Origin of the sequence: Sorangium aterium (assembly GCF_028368935.1) — a bacterium.
Lineage (GTDB): Bacteria > Myxococcota_A > Polyangia > Polyangiales > Polyangiaceae > Sorangium > Sorangium atrum.
Genome location: NZ_JAQNDK010000001.1, coordinates 1,966,195 through 1,986,312, shown reverse-complemented (window position 1 = coordinate 1,986,312; position 20,118 = coordinate 1,966,195). Strand labels below are relative to the sequence as shown.

Genomic DNA, 20,118 nt, shown 5'->3' with positions numbered 1-20,118 from the left:
GGTGTGATCCGCGCGGGGCCGTGGCGGCGCGCGCGGGATCGGCGGCGCTGGCGGCCGTACGCGCCTACGTCTGCGCGAACCGCTCCTGGAACGCCCGGTAGTTCGGCCGATCGTCGCCCCGGTCGTACACCGCGAACACCACGCGCGAGAACGCGCCGCGGAAGCGCGGGCTCCCTAGGCACCGGGCGAAGACGTCGGCGACCTCGCGCGGATCGTTGCGGAAGACGCCGCACCCCCACGCCCCGAGGACCAGGCACCGGTGCCCGTGCGCGCCCGCCGCGGCGAGCACCATGTCCGCGCGGCGCTCCAGGGCGGCGCGGATCTCCTGGTCCGCGGCGTCGTCGCGCTGGAACGCCTCGCCGGCGTTCGGCGCCGGCGCCGTGATGATCGACAGCGCGAACGGCCGGTCCAGGAGGGCGTGCTGCTCGTCGCGGAAGAACGGCACGTCCGGCGAGTAGATGATGTGGTCGGTATAGAGAAAGCTCCCGCACGCGCGGTTCTGGTCGTAATAGTCGCGCTGCTCGACCAGGGACGCGTACAGCGCCGAGCACCTGGCGAGGTCCTCCTCCTGGGCCTTGGCCCCGCGCAGGAACCCGCCCCCGGGGTTCTTGGCGGAAGCGAAGTTGAGGGCCATGACGCGGGCCTCGCCCTCCTGCTCGATGAGCCGCCGCCCCGCCGCCCCCGTGGTCTCGCCGGTGACCTGGATCGCTGTCGGGCGATCGAGGCGCTCCTTCGGCTCCCAGGCGTCGAGTGATCCGGGCCGGTAAAGCACGGTCCCCTTCACCGCGGCGAGCACGCGGTCGCGGATGCGAACCGTCGCGCCCGAGGGCGCGGTGTATTCGCCCCGACTCGCGATCTGCACGGTCTCTGCGGCGATGCTGGTCAGCTTCATGCGCTCAAGGATTGGCGAGCCGCGGCCGCTCGTCCAGCGAAACGCGCAGGCCGCCGCGCCGTACGCCACCCCGGCAGCGCGCGGCGCACGATCACGGTGCTCGACGCTGCTCGCGCGATCCGACCGGCGCGACGGCGGGACGAAGGACCTCTCGATCCACCCCCTCGATCCGGGCCCGGCGGCGCGCGCTGCTTCGATCTCGATACGCAAGTCCTTGCACAGGTGCGCAAGCACCCGCTCCGCAGGTGTGGACTCCATCGCTCCGCGCTCGGCCTGTGGACCGCAAAGTCGCGCCATCGCGCATGCGGCACGTCGCTTGCCAATATCGGACACCGAAACCGGACGCCATCCGCGTCAGTACCAGCCGTCGAGTCGGCCCGACCCGCCGTGAGAGTCCCGTGGCGCCGTCTGGCGGAGCTCGCTGCGGCGCTGCGCGCCCTCGCCTCACCCGAGAGGGAGAGGCATGAACGAGAGGAGCTTGTATGATGAGTCACCTGTTTGCGGAGTCTCGTGGTCTCACTCATGGCACCCTTGGTCTCCTTGTCTTGTCGCTCGCGTCGGTCGGGTGCGCCGCTGGCGCGCCCGCAGGAGAGGAGATCTCCGAGCGGGTCGGCGATACGGAGGTGAGCTTCGACGAGTTCGAGGCGCGCACCTACCGTGAGCCGGAGAGCGGTATCTACATCGTCGATGGCGACACGCCCATCGAGGGCCTCGACGGGCTCGAGCGGTTCTATGCGCGCCACGTCCAGCGCGGAGCGCTCATCGTCGACCAGAGCCATGGAAGGGACGTGAGGTGGAGCGACAGGGAGAAGCGGAACCTCACCTACTGCGTGAGCGAGGCGTTCGGTGACGACCATGGCGCGGTGGTCTCCGCGGTGGAGAGCGCCGCGGCGGCGTGGGAGGAGGTGGCGGACGTCCGCTTCATTCACCGCGCGGACCAGGACGCCGCGTGCGATGCGCGCAACAGGAGGGTCGTCTTCGACGTGAACCCGGTCGAGGGGCAGCCGTACTACGCGCGCGCGTTCTTCCCCGACAGCTCGCGCCGCGCGCGCAATCTCCTCATCGACTCGGCCGCCCTCGGCCCGCTGGATCTCTGGACGCTCACGGGCGTCCTGCGGCACGAGCTCGGCCACGCGCTCGGCTTCCGGCACGAGCACACGCGGCCCGAGGCGGGCGCCTGCTTCGAGGACGACGGCTGGCGCGCCCTGACGCCGTACGACGCGGGCTCGGTGATGCACTATCCGTGGTGCAACGGCACGAACTGGGGCGACCTCGATCTGACGAAGCACGACGCGCGCGGCGCCGCGGCCCTGTACGGCCGGCCCTGCCGGTGAGCGCCGCCCCGCGGCGCGCTCTCTTTCGTTGCGGCTCGTGGCTACGCGCGGCGCGTGGGGGTCGGCTCGTCGTCCAGCAGGCCCGCGTTCGCGCTCGGCGTCGCGAACACCCCCTGCACGTCGTCGGCCGGAGCCCAGTGCCCCGCGCACATGAGCGCGCCCCCGGTGATCTCGGGCTGCATCGAGAGGCGCGCCTGCACGTCGTCCGCGTGCACGCACACGTTGACGTGCAGCCGCGGGTCCGCCTCCGGTCGCTGGGCCAGCGCGCGGTGCACGGCGGTCGCGAGCTCGATCGCAGCGCGCCGTTCCCGCAGCGCCTCTGCCGCGTTTGCCGGGAGGAGACGAACGCCGAGCACCTCGTTGCCCGTGATCGACGCCAGGATGAACCCGGCGCGCGAGAGCTGTGACTCGGCGATATCGAGCACCCGACCGATATCGAAGGTCAACGCGTCGTCGAGCTCGCCGGCGTCGCCGCGGGTCCGGACCTCCAGGTAGACCGCCACCGCAGGGTGCGTCGGGTCGGGCCCGCTCGGCATGCCCGACGCGGGCCCGCCGATGGCGTCCCTGAGCGCGCGCATCAGCTCCTCGACCGAGCCAAAGCGTCGCTCCCGCCGCTTCTCCATGCACCGCAGCACCACCGCGTCGAGCTCGATGGGCAGCGGGACCCGCAGGCTCGGGGGCAGCGGCTGCTCCTCCAAGTGCTTCCGCACCATCTCATCCATGTCGTGCGTGTGGAACGGCAACCGGCCCACCAGCATGCGATGAAGGAGGACGCCAAGCGCATAGACGTCCACCCGCGCATCGATGGGACCGCCGAGGATCTGCTCTGGGGCCATGATGGATGGCGTCCCGGGCATACGTCCGGCCGTGGTGAGCCATGTCGACCCCTCCTCGGGCGCCATCATCTTCGCGATTCCGAAATCGAGCAGCTTCACGGTACGTGGCGGGCCCGAGCAGATGAAGATGTTGCTCGCTTTCACATCCCTGTGAACGATGCCAGCTGTGTGCGCGGCTGCTAGCGCCGCGCACACAGGCTCCATCAACTCCAGCGTCTCGCGCTGCGTGAGCCGCGTCTCGGACCGGATCAACGCGTCGAGCGTCTGGCCCTCGAGGCGCTCCATGACATAGAACGGCTGATAGTTGTTCAGCTCACCAACTCCGTAGATTTCCACGATGTTGGGGTGGGATATCGACCGCAGCACATCGATCTCGCGTGCGAACCGATCGACTACCCGGCGAGAGTGGGCTACCGCCTCGCTCAGTACCTTGACCGCGGCGGGTCTGCCCGATCGGACGTGCCTCGCCCCGTAGACCACGCCGCAGCCGCCACGCGCGATGAATCCTTCGAGGATGTACTCGCCCGCCAGGGTCCCCGGCGGGAACTCGCCGCGCGCGGCCGACCTCTCGAAATCCGAAAACGGCCTGGTCTCGTCCTCTTCGTCGCTCATCTGCCCCTCCGCGCCGTGCGTCGTGATGCGTCGCGGTGCGTTACAGTGCCGCTGCCAGCGCGCGCTCCGGATCGAACGCATCCTTTACTAAAGCGCTATGCAGAAGCATTTCGAAATGGTAACTTAAACTTTGCGGCTACTCGACCTTAAACGCCAAAACGCGGCGATGAAAAGGGGGACCATCATGGTTCTTTGCTGTTCACGAGGTGTTGCGGTCTTGGCATTACCTCTGCTTACCGCTGCCTGCATCGGTGCCGAGCTCGACGAGCAGGCGGAGGGGCTCGTCGGCGAAGAAGAGCTCGTCGGGGAGGCCGAGGGCGAGCTCATTTCCACGAACGGCTTCCTCTCGAACGCGCTGCTCCCGAACGCGCTGCTCCCGAACGCGCTGCTCCCGAACGCGCTGCTCCCGAACGCGCTGCTCCCGAACGCGCTGCTCCCGAACGCGCTGCTCCCGAACGCGCTGACGGCCATCAAGGATCCGGGAACGACCGGCGCCGTGTCGAGGGAGCTCCTGCGCTACATCGTGAGCTGTTCGCTGCGCCCCGACCAGACGTTCTCGTTCTCATGGACCGACAGCAGCGGCGTTGCCCACCCGGAGGTGTACCGCGGCGACCTCGGCTACGCGCACTGGTGGGCGAGCGGCGGCATCAGCAACGATACCTATGTCCAGCATCAGATCTCGGCGTGCCTCGCCGCACGGGTAAACTGGTACGGCGTTACCGTGAGCATCTCCCTGCGCAACAACGAGATGTCGTCGAGTCCGGCGGAGCGCGCGGCTTATCCGGTGAGAGAGGGCGCCTTTTGGGGGAACGTGTTCGCTTCGACACCCTACCTGGGGGCCTGCTACGATTCGGTGGGCTACGCTCGTGCGCGCCAGTTGCAGCGCGACTGCGCGGCCGGCCACGTCGAGACGAACCCGACGACCGGGGAGGTCACTTGGCAACAGTGCGGCTCCATGGTGATCTGGGGCTCGTGCAATCAGCTGTGCAACGGGATAGACACCAACGGCGGCTACTTCAGGGGGTGTGTCACGAATTATGTTGTCAGCCCTTATGTCCGCACGGATCAGGTGGTGACCACATTCTTGACGGCCGCCCCATAGGAGCGTGAATGCGCTCGGAAGCGCTGCGAGACGAGGCGCCGGAACGCGCGGCCCGGGAAGCGGGGCGCTGTCCGGCCTGTGGGCGGCGGAATCAGGGCGCGTGCCCCGAGTGCGCGCAGTCCGCTAGGCCCCCGTCTGGCCAATCGTCGATTCCTCCGGAGATCACGGAGGTCGTCCCCGTTGCCTTGCCTCGTTTCCCTGGCTACTGGACCCGCAGGACGCTGGGGCAGGGGGGCTTCGGCCTCGTCTTCGAGGCCGAGCCGGAGGGCGGCGGCGCGCGGGTGGCCATCAAGCTCGCGCGCGCCGACCGCCGCGACGCCGCCCAGCGCCTCCGGGGTGAGGTCGAGGCGCTCTCGGCCATCGGCGCCCCCCACGTGCCGGCCGTGCACGCGTGGGGGGCGCTGGACGACGGCTCGCCGTACGTGGTGATCGAGCACATCGCCGCGCCCACGCTTGCCTCCCGCCTCGCGGCGCGCCCCACGCCGCAGCTCGAGGAGGCCGCCCGGCTCGGGCTCGCGACGCTCGCGACCCTCGAGGCCGTGCACGCGCGCGGCTACGTGCACTGCGACCTCAAGCCCGAGAACATCCTCGTCGATGAGGCGAAGGCGACCCTCATCGACCTCGGCATCGCCCGCGTCGTGGGGTGGCGCTACGATGGGCAGGACGAGGACCTCGCCGTGGGGACGGCCGAGTACATGGCGCCGGAGCAGTCGGCCGGGTGGCCCGATCTCGACGCGCGCGCCGACATCTACGCGATGGGCGTCATCCTGTACGAGCTCTTCGCGGGCCGGCCCCCGTTCTGGGGGCCGCGCGCGGCGGTGCTGGAGGACCATCGGAGCCGCAGACCGCCGCGCCTGTCGGCCAGCGCGGCCGTGCCGCAGGCCGTCGAGGAGGTGGTGCACCGCTGCCTGGCCAAGGAACGGAGCGAGCGGTTCGCGAGCGCGAGCGAGCTCCGCGTGGCGCTGGAGCGCGCGCTCCGGGACGAGGTCGCAGCGAGCGCGCGTGAGGGGTCCCGCTCCGCGGCCGGCATCGAGCGCCGCGTGACGGGGCTCCTGTTCTTCGAGAGCGCGGCCGATCGCATCGCGGTGCAGCGCAGGCTCCTGGCGCTCGGCGGTGAGCTCGCGCACGCCTCCGGCGCTCGTTACGTGGGTGTCTTCGGCCAGGAGGGGACGGCGAGCCCCGCGCGGCGCGCGCAGCGGGCGGCCGACGAGCTCCTGCGACGCGGGCTGTGCACGCGGGTCCTCATCGATCTCGCGCCTGTGTCGATCCAGGCGCGCCCGGACGGGACGCGGCGGTTCCTGAGCCCGCTCTTCTCGCGCCTCGAGCGGTGGCCGTCCGCCGCCGGGCCGCTGGGGCCTTTCCTCACGCCCGAGGCGTCGGCCGCGCTCCCCGAGCCGTCGCACGCCGCGGCGGGCGACGGGCTCCCGCCGGGCATCGAGGACCAGTCGCGGGACGCGACGCGCCCCGGCGGGTTCGTCGGCCGTCGCGACCTCCTCGAGCAGCTCATGCAGAGCGCCGAGGAGGCGCTCTGCATGAAGAAGCCCACGGTCGTCTCGGTGACGGGCGGGCCCGGCCACGGAAAGAGCCGCCTCTTCGTCGAGCTCGGCAAGCAGCTCCGGGAGCGGCAGCCGCACGCCCGGATCATCGAGCTGCGCGGGCAGGAGCCCACGAGCGGCGCGTCGGACGCGACGCTCCACGAGCTCGTGCGCAAGGCGCTCTGCGTGCCGGAGCAGCCCCCGGAGAGCGGCGTCCGCGGAGCGCTCCCGGAGTCGCTCGGCGCCGTGCTCGGCGAGGAGCTCCGCTTGGGGCTGGCGATGGCGCTCGGATGGGTGGACGAGCAGACGGGCGTCGACATCTTCCCCGAGCTCGAGGCGCTCCGGGCCGCGCCCGGCGCGCTTCGCTCGGCGCGCGTGCGGGCGGCGGGCGAGTGCCTGCGCCAGTGCGCGACCGCGTCGCCCGTGATCGTCCTCCTCGACGACGCGCACTTCGCCCACGACGCGACGCTCGCTGCGCTCGAGTACGCGGCGCTCGCGGACGAGGCCACGCCGCTGTGGGTCTGCGCGATGGGGCGCCCGGCGTTCGCCGAGGCGCACCCCTCGTGGGGCGAGCGCGCCGCGCGACACGAGGCCCTGCGGCTCGAGCCGCTGGACGACGAGAGCGCGCGGGCGCTGTGCCGGCGGCTGCTCCTGCCCGCGCGGGACGTGCCGGAGCCGGCGATCGATCGCCTGCTCGAGCGCTCGCAGCGGGTGCCGCTCTTGCTCGTGGAGCTCGTGCACGGGCTCAAGCGCGAGGGGATCCTGCGCCGGCACCTGCGGGGCGACGCGTGGTACCTGGCGACCGACGAGCTCGAGCGCCTCCCCGTGCTGCCGTCGCTCGATCCGCTGGCGCAGGCGGAGATCGCGGCGCTCGGCCCCGCGCTCGGGGCGCACGCGCGGCTCGTCTCGCTGCTTGGCGCAGAGGTGTCGATCGACGAGATCGCGGGCGTGCTGCGCCAGCTGGATCTCCGCGGCGACGGCGCGGCCTTCCCGCTCGATGCGCGCGTCGGGACCGAGCGGTTGCTGAAGGTGGGCGTGCTGGTCGGCGATCGGAAGGACCGGCTGCGCTTCCGCCACGCGCTGGTGCGGGAGGCGGTCGCGCAGGACGTCGCCGAGGCCGAGCGGCGGCGGATCCACCTGGCCGCGTACGAGCACCACCGCGAGGCGGTTCACGAGGGCCGGGAGCAGCGGCGGCTCAGGATCGCGCACCACGCGGCGGAGGCGGGGCTCGCGACGGTCGCGGAGGACGCCTACCTGGAGCTCGCCGAGCGGGCGCGGACGCGGCACGCCTACGTGGAGGCGGAGCTCTACTACAGCCGGGCGCTCGCGCAGCCTGTCGAGGCGCCTGGGGGGCGGCGGAGGACGGCGTACCGGGGCCGGGGGCTGATGCGCTACCGGCTGGGCCGCTACCACGACGCGCTCGGCGATCTCGATCGCGCGCGCGCGATGGCGACTCTGGAGGGCGACGTGATCGAGCAGATCGAGATCCTGCTCGACGAGGCCACGGCGCTCGACTGGATGGACGACTACGGCCGATCGAAGCAGCGCGTGGAGGAGGCGAGGGCGCTCGCGCGCGGCGATCTGCCGCCCGCGCTGGCGGCGCGGCTCTCGATGGCGGTGGCGCGCTCGCTGAAGCGTGAGAGCCGGGACGAGGAGTCGGTTCAGCAGTTCGAGCGCGCGGCGGCGCAGGCAGAGGGGCTTGGCGACGAGGGCTACGAGACGCTCGTGGTGTCGCTGCTCCTCCTGGGCGGCATCTATCCGGGGCTGGGAAAGCTGGACGAGGCAGGCGCGGCGCTGGATCGGGCGATCCGCATGTGCGAGGAGCGCGGCGATCTCCTGCACCTCGGGCCGGCGATCAACGGCCGGGCGCTGCTCAGAGCCTGTCAGGGGGACAGCGCGGGGATGATCGTCGACATGTGCCGTCTGCTCACCATCTCGCGCCAGCTGGGCCTCGGGATGCTGGAGCTCGTGAGCGAGTTCAACCTGGGCGAGTCCCTTTACCTGATGGGCGCCCTGGACGCGGCCATGCCTCACGTGGAGCGGACCGTGGCGCTGGAGCGCCAGCAGCGCGGGGAGGAGGCGCGGCCGGTGGTGTGTCTTCTCCTGGCGAGGCTGCTCCTCTACCGCGGCGAGGAGAGCAGGGCGCGCGAGATCATCGAGGCGATCCGGGCTCAGCAGGCGAAGGCCGTCGCGGCGGGGCGCGAGGACACGGCGATGGCCCCCGCGGAAGAGGTGCAGTGGTCGATGATCGACCTGGCGACGCGGGAGGCGAGCGCCGAGGAGTGGGACGAGCTCGAGGAGCGGTCGGCCCGATTCTCCGCGGGGCAGGAGCGAATCGAGGTCATCGAGGCGCGGGCGCGCGCACTGTCTCGGCGAGGCCGTCACGCGGAGGCGAGCTCGGCGCTCGAGAGGGCGGTCGAGGCAGCAGGGAGTATCCCCAACATGATGAAGGAGCGGCTCGAGCGGCAGCGAGGCCGCTAGCCCGGATGCTCGGCGAGCCGCTCACGCCGGCTCGTAATCCACGAGCCCACCGCTGAGCGTAAAGCTCAGTCCCCGCGCAGCCCCGTCCTCACCGCGGGACAGCCGCCGCTGCGCGGCGCGGTGGGGCATCGCGGTGGGAGACGCCCGTGACGGCGCCCTTTGCGCCCGGATGCGCAGCGGGATCGCCCGTCGCGTCGAACAGGGCGAGCGCCCTCGTATAATCGAGCGCCGCCCCCGCGGTGTCGCCCCGCTCGCAGCGCAGATCGGCGCGCGCGTGGAGCACCGCGGCCTGGCCCGCGCTGTCCCCGAGCTCCTCGAAGAGCCGCAGCGCATCCTCGTAGTCGCGCTGCGCGCCCGGGAGCGCACCCCTCTGGCGGCGCAGGTCGCCGCGCGCCTTGAGCACGGCGGCCTCGCCGCGGCGATCTCCGCTGTCCCGGTACAGGAGGATCGCATTGCCATAGTCGCGCGCTGCGAGCGCCGTCTGCCGCTCTCGCAGGCGCAGGTCGCCGCGCGCCTGCCACGTGCGCGCATGGGTCTGCTCGCACCCGAGCGCCCGGAGGAGATCGGGTTGAGCGAGCACCTCGCGCGCGGCGCGGGCGTGGGAGCTCGGACCGCGACGCTCATCGCGGCTGCTCGGCGGGGGCGAGCGGAGCTGGCTGAGGACGCGCTCCTCCACGCCCTCGAGGATGTAGAGCGCGCGGTCGTAGTCGCGCGCGGCGCCCGCGAGGTCCCCCTCCCTGAAGCACAGATCGCCCTGCGCCTTCAGCACGTTGGCCTCGCCCAGGCGATCGCGGCAAGCCCTGAGGAGCGTGAGCGCGCACGCGTAGTCGCTCGCCGCCCCCGCCAGCTCGTCCTGGTCGAGCCGGAGGTTGCCGCGCGCGAGCAACCCCATCGCCTCTCCGGCCCTGTCGGACGCCGCCTTGAACAGCGACAGCGCCCGCTCGTGATCGCGCGCGGCGGCCGCGAGGTCCCCCTGCCGCCGGCGCACGTCGCCGCGGAGCAGGAGCGCCGTCGCCTGGCCGCGCCCGTGCGTGGCCGCCTCGAACGCGGCGAGCGCTTCGCTGTAGTCCGCCACGGCGGCCTCGAGCGCGCCCTCGCCGAGGCGCCGGTTGCCGCGCGCGAGCAGCTCCTTTGCGCTGCGGAAGACCTCGTCGTCGGCCGGCGGCGAGCTCCGCGCCGCCGCGCGCTGCACGTTCGCGCGCACCGCCTTGCGGAGGACGTCGCGGTGACCCGGGCGGCCGCGCTCGCGAGCGGCCGGCGTCGCGCGGAGCGTCCCGAAGGTGCCGCGCCGCTTGCTCGCGAGCTCGGAGCGGCGCGCGCTCTCGAGCGCCGCGAGCGCGCGCTCGCGCAGCTCGGGGAGCGCGTCGCCCGAGAGCCGCGCCGCCTCGTCGAGCAAGCGCTGCTGGAGCTCGGCCGGCAGCCCGAGGTCCACCACCGTGCAGGCATCGACGAGCGCTCGTGCCAGCACCTCGGCGCCGCGCTCGCCGTCCCGGAACGGCGCGAGGTCGAGGGCCGCGAAGAGCTCGCAGGCGACGCGCCGGCGTGACGCCGCCTCCGGCCGCCCCTCGACCGCGGCCGTCCAGAAGAGCAGCGCCTGCATCGCGTCCGCCGAGCTCCGGTGGAGCGCATCCCAGCGCCTCGCGTCGGCCGCCGCGTCCTCGCGGGCCGCGGCGCGCACGGGGGGCGTCATCGTGAAGGTCTGCGAGCCCTGCTCGAGCGACACCACCCGCCCATGCACGAGCAGCTGGAGCGGCCGCGCAGCGGAGGGCGCCGGCTTCCCCGCCGCGGCGGCGACCACCTCCAGCGGGACGCCCGTCGGAGGCAGCACGGCGAGCGCATGCACCACCCGGCGCGCCTCCTCGCCGAGCGACTCCAGCGCGTCGCCGAGCACCGCACCCACGATCTCCCCCTCGGGTCCCCCCGGATCCAGCTGCGCTGCGTTCTTCCGCAAATACACCTCGGCCGACATCCCTGTCCGCCGCAGCGTGGCTGCGGCGATCTCGATCGCGGCCGGCAGATACCCGAGCGCAGCGACGAGCGCGTAGGCCCACTGGACCTCCGCAGCGGGCGGCGCGTCCGTCCCCCATGCACCCTGGGAGAGGACGGACATCGCAGCGGATACGGAGAGCGCCGAGACGCTGAGCTCGGGCGTCTTCCGATCTCCGGACGTGGAGCGGAACCTCAACATATCGCCTCTGTCATTCCAGAAGAGCTGGTTATCCGAGCAGGCGCCGTCCGGCTCTCGGCCCGCGGCGACATGCCTGCTGGCCCCCAATCAGCCTGGAGATTGCTATGTCGAAGCCTGTGTCGAGGAGCTTAGCGCGGCGCGCGACAGGCTCAACGGCCTTCCAGGTTTTCACGCGATCCCCGCGGCGAATTCGCGGCGAACCAGCCCGCGCTGGCACGCGTCCGGCAACGGCTCGCCGATCATGGGAAAGCGCGTTCGACGAAGCGGAACGACGGGATCCTGCGCCGGACGCTCGCTCCTCGTCGCCGGCTCGTATGTCCCGCGGTCGGGTCGAGGAGAGAAGATCCTGCCCATCTCCGCGCGCCCTGCGGCGCGGCGGGCTGCTCGGGCGGAAGGCCGTGGGCGTGAGATCTGGGTCGGAGACGAGATCCTTTATGTGACCGAGACGGGCACCGGCAAGCCCGCGGTGCTTCTGCCCAGCATGCTGATCGACGGCGCGACTTACCGGCCCGCGGTCGAGGCGATGGCGCGCCACGCGCGGGTGCTCGTCGTGGAGCTGCCCGGCTCGGGCCGCGCCTCGCCGCTCCGCGCGCCGTGGACCCTGGAGCGGTATGCGCGCTGCGTCGCCGAGGCCTTGCGGGCTTTGCGCCTCGAGCGCGTCACGCTGATCGGCCACTCGCTGTCTGGCGCCGTGGCGCTGGTCGTCGCGGCGCTGTACCCCGAGCGGCTCTCCGGGGTCGTGCTCGTCGATTCCATCGGATTCAACCCGCCGCGCTCGGTCCTTTCGCTCGTCCTCGCGCGCGCGGCCGAGGCGGCGCTGGCGCCTCGCTTCATCGCGCGGGGGACGCCTGCTCTCCTCCACAACCTGCTCTTCCACACGCGGAGCGCGCTGAGCCTCCTGCGGATCGCCGCGACCGCGGATCTGAGCGGCCATGCGGCGCGCGTGCGCGTGAGGACGCTGCTCGCCTGGGGCGCGCGCGATCTCACGGTGCCGATCGGCTCGGCCCTCGCCATCCAACGCTTGATCCCCGACTCGACCCTTGTCGTCTCCTCGAAGGGAAACCACGACTGGATCGTGGAGCGACCAGCCGAGTTCGCGGACGCGGTGGCGAGGTTCATGGCTGGCAGCGGCGGAGCCGCCTGAGCAGGGGGTATCGTGGAGCGCCGCCATGCGCTACCCTCACCATGCCGTTCTTCGGCGTGAACCTCAGGGAGCATGGCGCGCGGCGCGAGCCGAGCCGCCATAGCATGGAGCGGGGCTTGACTGGTTTGTGGCGCCTGCTGGAACAGGCCGCGAGGTGGGCGCGGCTCGCGACCCCGCTCCTCGCGCTCCTCGCGACGATGGCGCTGTGCCTTCCCGCCCGCGGCGAGACTGCGACGCCCGCGGGGGGCCCGGGCGGCGCGGCCGCGGCGGGGACCCCCGCGCCACCGGGCCCGCGACCGCTGCCGCCGATCCCCGGCGCGGGGAAGGTCACCGTGGTCGCGATCTCCGGGACGATCGATCTCGGCCTCTCGCCCTTCCTGGAGCGCGTCGTCGCCGCCCAGGGGGAGGGCGACCTCCTCGTGCTCGACATCAGCACGCTCGGCGGCCGCATCGACGCCGCGCTCGCCATCCGGGACGCGCTGCTCCGGGCGCGCGCCCGCACGGTGTGCTGGGTCAACCCGCGCGCCATCTCGGCCGGAGCGCTCATCTCGCTCGCCTGCGATGTCATCGCGGTCGCCCCCGGCGCCACCCTCGGCGCGGCGACGCCCGTGCAGATCGGCGAGGGAGGCGAGATGAAGCCTGTCGCCGAGAAGGTCGTGTCCTACATGCGGAAGGAGATGCGCGCGACCGCGGAGGCGAAGGGGCGGCGCGGCGACATCGCCGAGGCCATGGTCGACGCCGACGTGGAGGTCCCCGGCCTCGATGAGAAGGGGAAGCTGCTCACGCTGGACGGCGCGCAGGCGCTCGCGTGGGGCGTCGCCGAGGTGCAGGCTGGCAGCGAGGCAGACCTCTTCGGCGCCCTGGGCCGCGCCCAGCCCGCGGAGATCACCCGCCCGCGCCCCAGCTTCGCCGAGCAGCTCGCGCGCTTCCTCTCGGATCCCACGCTCTCCGGGGTCCTCATGACCCTCGGGATGCTCGGCATCCTCCTCGAGCTCTACGCGCCGGGCCACGGCGTCTCGCTCGCCGTCGGTCTCTCGTGCCTCGCGCTGTTCTTCTTCGGGCACCACGTCGTGAAGCTCGCCGGCTGGGAGGAGCTCGCGCTGTTCGCCGTCGGCGCGATCCTCATCGCGGTGGAGATCTTGGTCCCGGGGCACATCGTCCCTGGGGTTGCGGGCGCCGCGTGCGTGGCGAGCGCCCTCCTCCTTTCGCTCCTCGATCTCGAGCGCGTGCCGGTCGACGTCGCCTGGCACGCCGGCTGGCTGCCGCGCGCCCTCGCCTCGGTGTGCGGCTCGCTCGCGGCGACGGCGGCGCTCGCCGTGGCCGCCGCCCGCATCGCGCCGAGGACGCGCTTCGGGCGGCGGCTCGTCCTGGACGCGGCGATCCGCGGCGTCGCCGTCGGAGGGCCTCCCGAGGTCTCCGCGGCGCCCGCGTCGCTCGTGGACCGGCTCGGCACGGCCGCGACCGATCTGCGCCCGTCGGGCAAGGTCGCGCTCGACGGCCGCCGCGTGGAGGCGCTCTCGGAGCTCGGCTACGTCGAGGCCGGCGCCCGCGTGCGCGTGATCCGCGCGGAGGGGGGCCGGGTCGTCGTGAGGGCGATCGCGCGCGGCGCGGACGAGGAGCGCGGAGCGTGACGCCGGCGCTGCTCGTCGTCGCGCTGCTCGTGGCGGGGCTCGTGCTGCTCGCCATCGAGGTGCTGGTCATCCCCGGCGTCGGCCTCGTCGGCGTCCTCGGCGGCGCCGCCGTGCTCGGCGCGGTCGCGCTCGCATGGGCGTCGCTCGGGATCGGCTACGGCCTGCTCGCCCTGGGCGCCGGCGTCTGCGTGGCGGGGCTCCTGTTCTGGGCTGTCCCGAGGACGCCTGTGGGCCGCAAGATGGTGCTGCTCGAGACCCAGCGGAGCGGGCGTGGCCCGGACGCGCGGCTCGCCGCGCTTGCCGGCAAGGAGGGCAGGGCGCTCACGCCGCTCCGCCCCGCCGGCACGGTCGAGATCGAGGATCGCGCGGTCGATGTCGTGACCGACGGCCTCTACGTGGAGGCCGGCACGCCTGTGCGGGTCGCGAGCGTGGAGGGGAACCGGGTCGTCGTCGAGCCGCGCAAGCCCTAGAGAGCGCGCGAGAGGCGGCCCTTCACGGACAGGGACGGGTGGAGAGGGATATGGAGATCATCTCGGTCATCGTGATCGGCGGGCTCGTGCTCGTCGCCATCGTCGCGACGTTGTACATGGTGCCGCTCCGGCTGTGGATCGCCGCGCAGGCGTCGGGCGCCGGGGTCTCGATGCTCACGCTCATCGCGATGCGCCTGCGCCGGGTGCCGCCCGATCAGATCGTCAACGCGCGGATCAGCGCCGTGAAGGCGGGTCTCGAGGAGGTGTCCGTCGACATGCTCGAGGCCCACTACCTGGCCCGCGGCCGGGTGGAGGCGGTCGTCAACGCGCTCATCTCGGCGGGCAAGGCGGGGATGGAGCTCGATTTCTCGCGCGCGGCCGCCATCGATCTCGCCGGCCGCAACGTGCTCGAGGCGGTGGCGATGTCGGTGAACCCGCGCGTCATCGAGACCCCGAAGGTCTCGGCCGTGGCCAAGGACGGTATCCAGCTGCTCGCGATCGCGCGCGTGACCGTGCGCGCCAACATCGATCGCCTCGTCGGCGGCGCGGGCGAGCAGACGGTGCTGGCCCGCGTCGGCGAGGGCGTCGTCTCGACCATCGGCTCGGCCGACGACTACAAGCACGTCCTCGAGAACCCCGATACCATCTCGAAGAACGTGCTCAAGAAGGGCCTCGACGCGGGCACGGCGTTCGAGATCCTCTCCATCGACATCGCCGACGTCGACGTCGGCTCCAACATCGGCGCGAAGCTCCAGACGGAGCAGGCCGAGGCGGACAAGCAGGTGGCGCAGGCCAGGGCGGAGTCGCGCCGCGCGCTGGCGGTCGCGCAGGAGCAGGAGATGAAGGCCAGGACGCAGGAGATGCGGGCGAAGCTCGTCGAGGCGGAGTCGATGATCCCGCTCGCCGTCGCGGAGGCGCTCCGCACGGGCAAGCTCGGCGTCATGGACTACTACAACATGCGCAACGTCATCGCCGACACCGAGATGCGCCAGGGCATCGCCGGCACCACGGGGGGCAAGCCCGATCCCGTCGGGGAGTCGTGAGGTGCCGCCGCGCGACCCGCCGAGCCCGCTCCTCGCGTGGCTCGGCCGCCGCGACGCGCTCGTGCGGCGCTTCGTCCTCGCCGAGGTGCTGGGCCCGCCCCGGGCGTTGTCGCCGCGCTCTCCGCGGCCGGAGAGCCGCGCGGCCCGCGAGCCGCGCCCCGACGACGCTGGACGGGCGCCATGCGTGACATCGACCTCGAGAAATACGTCGGCGCCCTCATCGGAGTGATCTGGGCGATCGTCAAGCTCGCGAGCATGGTTGGGAGCGTGCGAGCCAGGCGCGCCGAGCGCGCTGCGCGTGCCGCCGCGCGGCCCGGCGACGCGGACGCCCCGCGGGGCGATACGGCGCCCGTCGACGCCGCGCGGGGGAGCGATGCGGGGCTCGTCGATGTCGCGCCGCCGAGCGCTGCGCCGTGGGCGGGGATGCCGTTCGGCGCCCCGCGCGCGCCCGACGCCGACCGGCTGCGCGGGGTGCTCCTGCGGCTCGGCGAGCTCGAGCAGAGCGCCGCGGCGCTCGGCGAGATGGTGCGCCATGAACGGGCGAACCGGCGCTTCACGGACGTGCTCCTCGGGGCCGTCCCGCACGAGATCGGGTCCCTGCGCGCTGCCGTCGACGCGGGCCTCACGGCGCGCGAGGCGGAGGCCGCGGCGGACCGCATCGAGCTCGTCGTCGGCGAGATCGCGGTGCTCGTGCGGCAGCGCCGCGACCCATCGCTCCTGCCCGAGCTCGGCGACGCGGACGCCCTCGCCGACGCCTGCTACGCCCCCGTGATCGCGTTCGCGCGGGCGGAGGGGTTGCCGCTCCGGAGCGGAGCGCCGGCCACGCAGCTCACGGATTTCGATCTCGCGATCTGGACGGGCTTCATCCCGACGTCGATCGCGCCCATCTTCCTCCCTGTCGACTTCTTCTCGACCCCGCTGCGCTGGCCGGCGCTCGCGCACGAGATAGGGCACGATTTCCTGGCCTCGGTCGACGGCCTCGAGCCGGCGCTGCGCCGCGAGCTCGGCCTGGGGGGCGAGCGGGCGCGCCCGCCTGCGCTGGAAGGCGATCGAATCAGGGCTCCCGAGCTCAGGCGGGTGTTCGGCGTGTGGTTCGAGGAGATCTTCTGTGACGTCTTTGGCACGCTCATGTTCGGCCCCGCCTACGTGCTCACGATGAGCGAGCTGTTCTTCCAGGAGGACGAGCCGTACGCGTCGATCGCCGTCCAGACGGACGTGACCGGCGCGCGTTATGACGAGCACCCTCCGCCCCACCTGCGCGTGCTTATCGGGTGCATGGTCCTCGAGCGGGGCGGGCTCAACGAGGACGCGCGCGCCCTGCGGGAGGCGTGGGCGCGCCGCCACGCCGAGGTGAGCCTCGACGACCTGCTCTTGCCCGTGAGGGGGGAGTTGCGCCCGTTCCCGCTCTCGCCCTTCGCCAGCATGGCCGCGTGGATCGTGGAGCGCCTCTATGCCGGCCCGCTCACCGCCCTGTCCGGCTTCGGTCTGCAGGACATCAGCGGGCTCGACTATGGCCCGCACGAGCGGCAGGAGGCCTCGCGCGCGCGCGACGCGCTGCTCGCCGGCCGGGTCCCCGCCGTCCTCGACGCCCGGGCGCTCCTCGCGGGCGCGGTCCTGGCGGCGCATCATGCGCCCGCGCAGTCGCTGTCGATCCTCATCAAGGCGCGCGCCGCGATCCCGGCGCTCGGCACGAGCGAGCGACGGCCCGGCGCGTTCGGGTCGCGCCTCGACGCGTCCCGCGTCGCGCTGGACCGCCGCGCCGTGACGGAGGCCCTGCTCTTCCGGGAGGTCCTGCTGCCGCCGCGAGCGCTTCGTGCCCGCCGCCGCGCGCGCCTCTAGAGCGACGGTCACCCGCACAGGAGACGGGCCCACCTCGGCGTTTTCGGTGCTCAGCGCACCGGAGTGCGCTTGCGCGCCGAAAACACCGATCTGGGCCCGTCTCCTGTGCGGGTGACCGCCGCTCTGTTCGGCATGTGCAGAGGGGGGCGGATACCGCCGTCGAGCGGGGCGCGGCGCGGATCAGATGGCGTCGAGCTCGGCGGCGGCCTGCGGGGGGTGGGCCGTCTGGATCGTGGGCGCCCGCGGCGCGGCGAGGCTGCCCGCCGTGATCAGGGGCAATGGCGCCCGCGGCGGGGGGAGGCTCTCCGAGCGGAGCTTCATGAGCTCCTCGCGCTGGTGCTTCCACACGGTCCGGTAGCGGAAGAACGGCACGGCCGGGTAGAGGTGATGGATCAGGTGATACGTCTGCCCGAAGAGCAGCACGTTGAACAGCGCGCTGTCGACCGCGCGCGTCGCGCTGTACCGGTCCTGCGCCGCCGTGATCTCGTGGGGGTAGTGAGGCAGGTAGTCGAAGGCGAACGCGAGGAAGAAGATCGCCAGCCGCGCCGGCAAGATCCAGTAGAGGAGCGCGAGCTCGCCGTAACCGAGCCCGAAGGCCAGGGCCACGAGGGCGAGCATGGCCGCGAGCGACGCGACCGTCTCGATCCGCTCCGCGCGCTTCTGCGCGCGGTAGGAGCGCAAAAATAGATAGTAGTAGTGGAGATCCTGTGTTGCCCAGCGGAGCGGCAGCACGTACCACGGGCCGCGCCCACTCCAGTAGTCGGGATCCCGATCAGCCTCGTTCGTGTGTTTGTGATGCTCGAGGTGGAAGTGACGCACCGCCAGGAACGGCGCCACGAGCAGCAGCCCGGACAGCCGCCCGATCATGCCGTTCAGCAGCGCGGAGCGCGCCAGCGACCGATGCGCGGCCTCGTGCATCGGCGTGAAGGCGGCATACGCGGCGACGGCCGCTGCGAGCACGGCCGGCACGGTCGACACCCAGCCCGCGACGCCCGCGTAGACGGCCGTCGCCCAGAGGGCGTACGACCCCGCGAAGAGCGCCACCGTCGGCCACTCGATCGTCCGGGTCTGCAGCAAGCCGCTGTCGAGCGGCAGGACGCTCCAGAGGGCCGGCCGCCCGGAAGGTCTCCCCGACGGCCTTCCCGAGGGCCGCCCCGACGGCCTTCCCGAGGGTCTCCCCGACGGCCTTCCCGAGGGGCGGCTCGGGCACTTCTCGTCGTTGTTCCTCGTGAAACTCCAGACGGCTGGCCGCCCCGATGGACGACTGAGTCGGTTCTCGTCGTTGTTCATGGCGCTCAAAACTCCCGGGGGAAGCTTCGGGTCTTCACGTTGGTGACAGCGGACGGTGTACGCCGGATCAAGCGCAAACGAACGTTCGACCACTCGGGACCGTTCCACGGATGGCACCGAGAGGTCGTCAGGGGTTAGCGACCTCCAGAGCGAGGCCGTCCACGGCCATTCCCTCGGACGAACAGGGGAGCGCCACGGGCGGTTCCACTGCGAGAGAAGGCGGGAGACGCTCGCAGACGAGCACGAATCCAATCTAGCAGCCTAGCAACAGGAGCACAACGGGACTTTCGGAGCGTCGCGTTGGGCTTTCTGGTTGGCTGGATTCCAGAAGCAGCGTCGTTTGTTTCGGTTTGTGACGGTTGCGGCCGTTACGAGCGTTGCGACCGTTGCGACCGACGCAACCGTTGCGTCGGTTTGCGATGACGTCGTCCGCCTGCGTCAGCCTGCGTTGGTTTGCGGCGGCGTGCGTGAGCTGGCGTTGGCGCCGCTGCCTTTGTCCGAGGAACAGGCCCGGAGGTGCCGTTCTGACGCTGACATCACGGCGCGCGTCAGAACAGTGCGCTCGGCACATTCCACTAGACATGGCCGTATGTCGAGGCGTTGCCGTCCCGCAGCATGGCGCTCACCTCGTGGGCACAACCCCATGCCAGCGTGTATCCCGAACCGCCGTGGCCGTAGTTGTGGATCACGCGGCCTTCACGCTCGAGCCGCACGGTGCTCCGATAAGGGCGCAGCCCGGCACGTGAACCGAGCAAGCGGCCCGGCCTGAGCCCGGCCGCGCGCACCCGCTGGAGCATTGCGTCAGCGAGCTCGGGATCAGGCGTCAACGGGCGATCATCGGGCGACGGGATGAAACAACCGCCAATCACGATCTCGCGACGCCTTGGGATGACATAGACGAGCGCCGATTCGTCCCTTTCATCACCCAGTGCGACATCTGGGTAGATCTCGCCTGGTTCGACGATCGCTACCTGGCCATAGACGCCGATGAGCTCGCTGTCGCCGGTGAGCGCGCGCGCCCCGAGCCCGGTGCAATTCACGACGCAGTCGCCCTCGACCTCGGCCAGAGATCGCACGTGCTCGGTGCGCACTGGACAGTCGAGCTGCGCCTCCAGCCAGGGCAGGTGCAACGATGGCTCGATGCGCGGCGCCGTGAATCGCAGGCTGTACGGCGCGCCCAGCGGGTGGGGTCCAGGCTCGAGCGCGAGGTCCGGGACGCTCGGAGCCCACCATGGCAGGCGCGTGTCGTCCGCCGCCTCGCGCGCGGTCAGGAGATCCACACCCGCCTCCGGGTGTTCGTTTGCGATGCGCGTGAGTTCATCGAGGCTCCTCGAGGACCACGCGTTGACGCGCTCGGGCGGGTTCGCCAGGAAAGGGTGCCACAGCGCGGCCGCGACCGCGGACGTCGTGCGCTCGCCGCGCGCCGCTGCGATCACCTGCACCCGGTGGCCGTCGCGCTGGAGGACGACCGCCGTGGCCAACCCGATCACCCCTGCGCCCACGACGGTGATCCGCTGCGCCTGAGCCTGGCCCCTCGATGACGCCACGATCGCGCGCTTTAGCACGCCGCGTCTCACCGTCGACATCGCACACCACGCCCGGCGTCGAATCCGGTCACGTGGACGTCCCGCTGCGTCCAGCGCCGTCCCGCTGCGTCCAGCGCCGTCCCGCTGCGTCCAGCGCCGTCCCGTGATGTCCGATCCACAGCCGTTTCCGCCCCC

General features: G+C 72.3%; 13 protein-coding genes. 8 read left to right on the top strand and 5 right to left on the bottom strand.

Translation table 11 applies throughout. From position 1 onward, the window contains the following. Nucleotides 1–64: 64 nt before the first annotated feature. Nucleotides 65–892 (bottom strand): TIGR02452 family protein, encoded by an 828-nt coding sequence (locus POL72_RS07175; RefSeq protein WP_272094278.1) that lies wholly within the window; start codon nt 890–892, stop codon nt 65–67. Between the two features lie 545 nt (nt 893–1,437). Here POL72_RS07175 and POL72_RS07170 point away from each other — a divergent pair. After that, entirely contained in the window at nt 1,438–2,226 is a 789-nt protein-coding gene (locus POL72_RS07170) for a matrixin family metalloprotease (protein WP_272094277.1), read from the top strand. Between the two features lie 41 nt (nt 2,227–2,267). On the opposite strand, the gene POL72_RS07165 is transcribed toward POL72_RS07170, so the two are convergent. Continuing rightward, nucleotides 2,268–3,674 carry a serine/threonine protein kinase gene (locus tag POL72_RS07165; protein ID WP_272094276.1) on the bottom strand — a complete coding sequence of 469 codons (1,407 nt, stop codon included), beginning with the start codon at nt 3,672–3,674 and terminating at the stop codon, nt 2,268–2,270. Nucleotides 3,675–3,891: 217 nt separating this feature from the next. On the opposite strand from POL72_RS07165, the gene POL72_RS07160 reads away from it, so the two are divergent. Further along, complete coding sequence (locus POL72_RS07160; protein ID WP_272094275.1) at nt 3,892–4,776, top strand: hypothetical protein; 885 nt, start codon at nt 3,892–3,894, stop codon at nt 4,774–4,776. A 185-nt stretch (nt 4,777–4,961) separates the two neighbouring features. Then, nucleotides 4,962–8,792, top strand: coding sequence for a serine/threonine-protein kinase (locus tag POL72_RS07155; protein WP_272094274.1), 3,831 nt, complete (start codon nt 4,962–4,964; stop codon nt 8,790–8,792). An 88-nt stretch (nt 8,793–8,880) separates the two neighbouring features. Here POL72_RS07155 and POL72_RS07150 read toward each other — a convergent pair whose 3' ends face one another. Next, entirely contained in the window at nt 8,881–10,980 is a 2,100-nt protein-coding gene (locus POL72_RS07150) for a hypothetical protein (protein WP_272094273.1), read from the bottom strand. Between the two features lie 241 nt (nt 10,981–11,221). On the opposite strand from POL72_RS07150, the gene POL72_RS07145 reads away from it, so the two are divergent. The 5 genes from POL72_RS07145 (at nt 11,222) to POL72_RS07125 (ending at nt 17,107) form a co-directional block, all read left to right on the top strand. Next, nucleotides 11,222–12,124, top strand: a complete 903-nt coding sequence (locus POL72_RS07145; RefSeq protein ID WP_272094272.1) for an alpha/beta fold hydrolase — start codon at nt 11,222–11,224, stop codon at nt 12,122–12,124. A gap of 116 nt (nt 12,125–12,240) precedes the next feature. After that, nucleotides 12,241–13,755 (top strand): NfeD family protein, encoded by a 1,515-nt coding sequence (locus POL72_RS07140; protein WP_272094271.1) that lies wholly within the window; start codon nt 12,241–12,243, stop codon nt 13,753–13,755. Further along, nucleotides 13,752–14,225, top strand: a complete 474-nt coding sequence (locus POL72_RS50925; RefSeq protein ID WP_272094270.1) for an NfeD family protein — start codon at nt 13,752–13,754, stop codon at nt 14,223–14,225. The genes POL72_RS07140 and POL72_RS50925 overlap by 4 nt, the downstream gene beginning before the upstream one ends. 50 nt (nt 14,226–14,275) lie before the next feature. Continuing rightward, nucleotides 14,276–15,268: a flotillin-like protein FloA gene (floA, locus tag POL72_RS07130; RefSeq protein WP_272094269.1), complete on the top strand. Its 993-nt coding sequence runs from the start codon at nt 14,276–14,278 to the stop codon at nt 15,266–15,268. A gap of 180 nt (nt 15,269–15,448) precedes the next feature. Beyond that, nucleotides 15,449–17,107 (top strand): hypothetical protein, encoded by a 1,659-nt coding sequence (locus tag POL72_RS07125; protein WP_272094268.1) that lies wholly within the window; start codon nt 15,449–15,451, stop codon nt 17,105–17,107. Between the two features lie 180 nt (nt 17,108–17,287). On the opposite strand, the gene POL72_RS07120 is transcribed toward POL72_RS07125, so the two are convergent. Both POL72_RS07120 and POL72_RS07115 read right to left on the bottom strand, forming a co-directional pair. Continuing rightward, nucleotides 17,288–18,184 carry a fatty acid desaturase gene (locus POL72_RS07120; protein WP_272094267.1) on the bottom strand — a complete coding sequence of 299 codons (897 nt, stop codon included), beginning with the start codon at nt 18,182–18,184 and terminating at the stop codon, nt 17,288–17,290. Nucleotides 18,185–18,972: 788 nt separating this feature from the next. After that, nucleotides 18,973–19,983: an FAD-dependent oxidoreductase gene (locus POL72_RS07115; RefSeq protein ID WP_272094266.1), complete on the bottom strand. Its 1,011-nt coding sequence runs from the start codon at nt 19,981–19,983 to the stop codon at nt 18,973–18,975. Nucleotides 19,984–20,118: the final 135 nt, after the last annotated feature.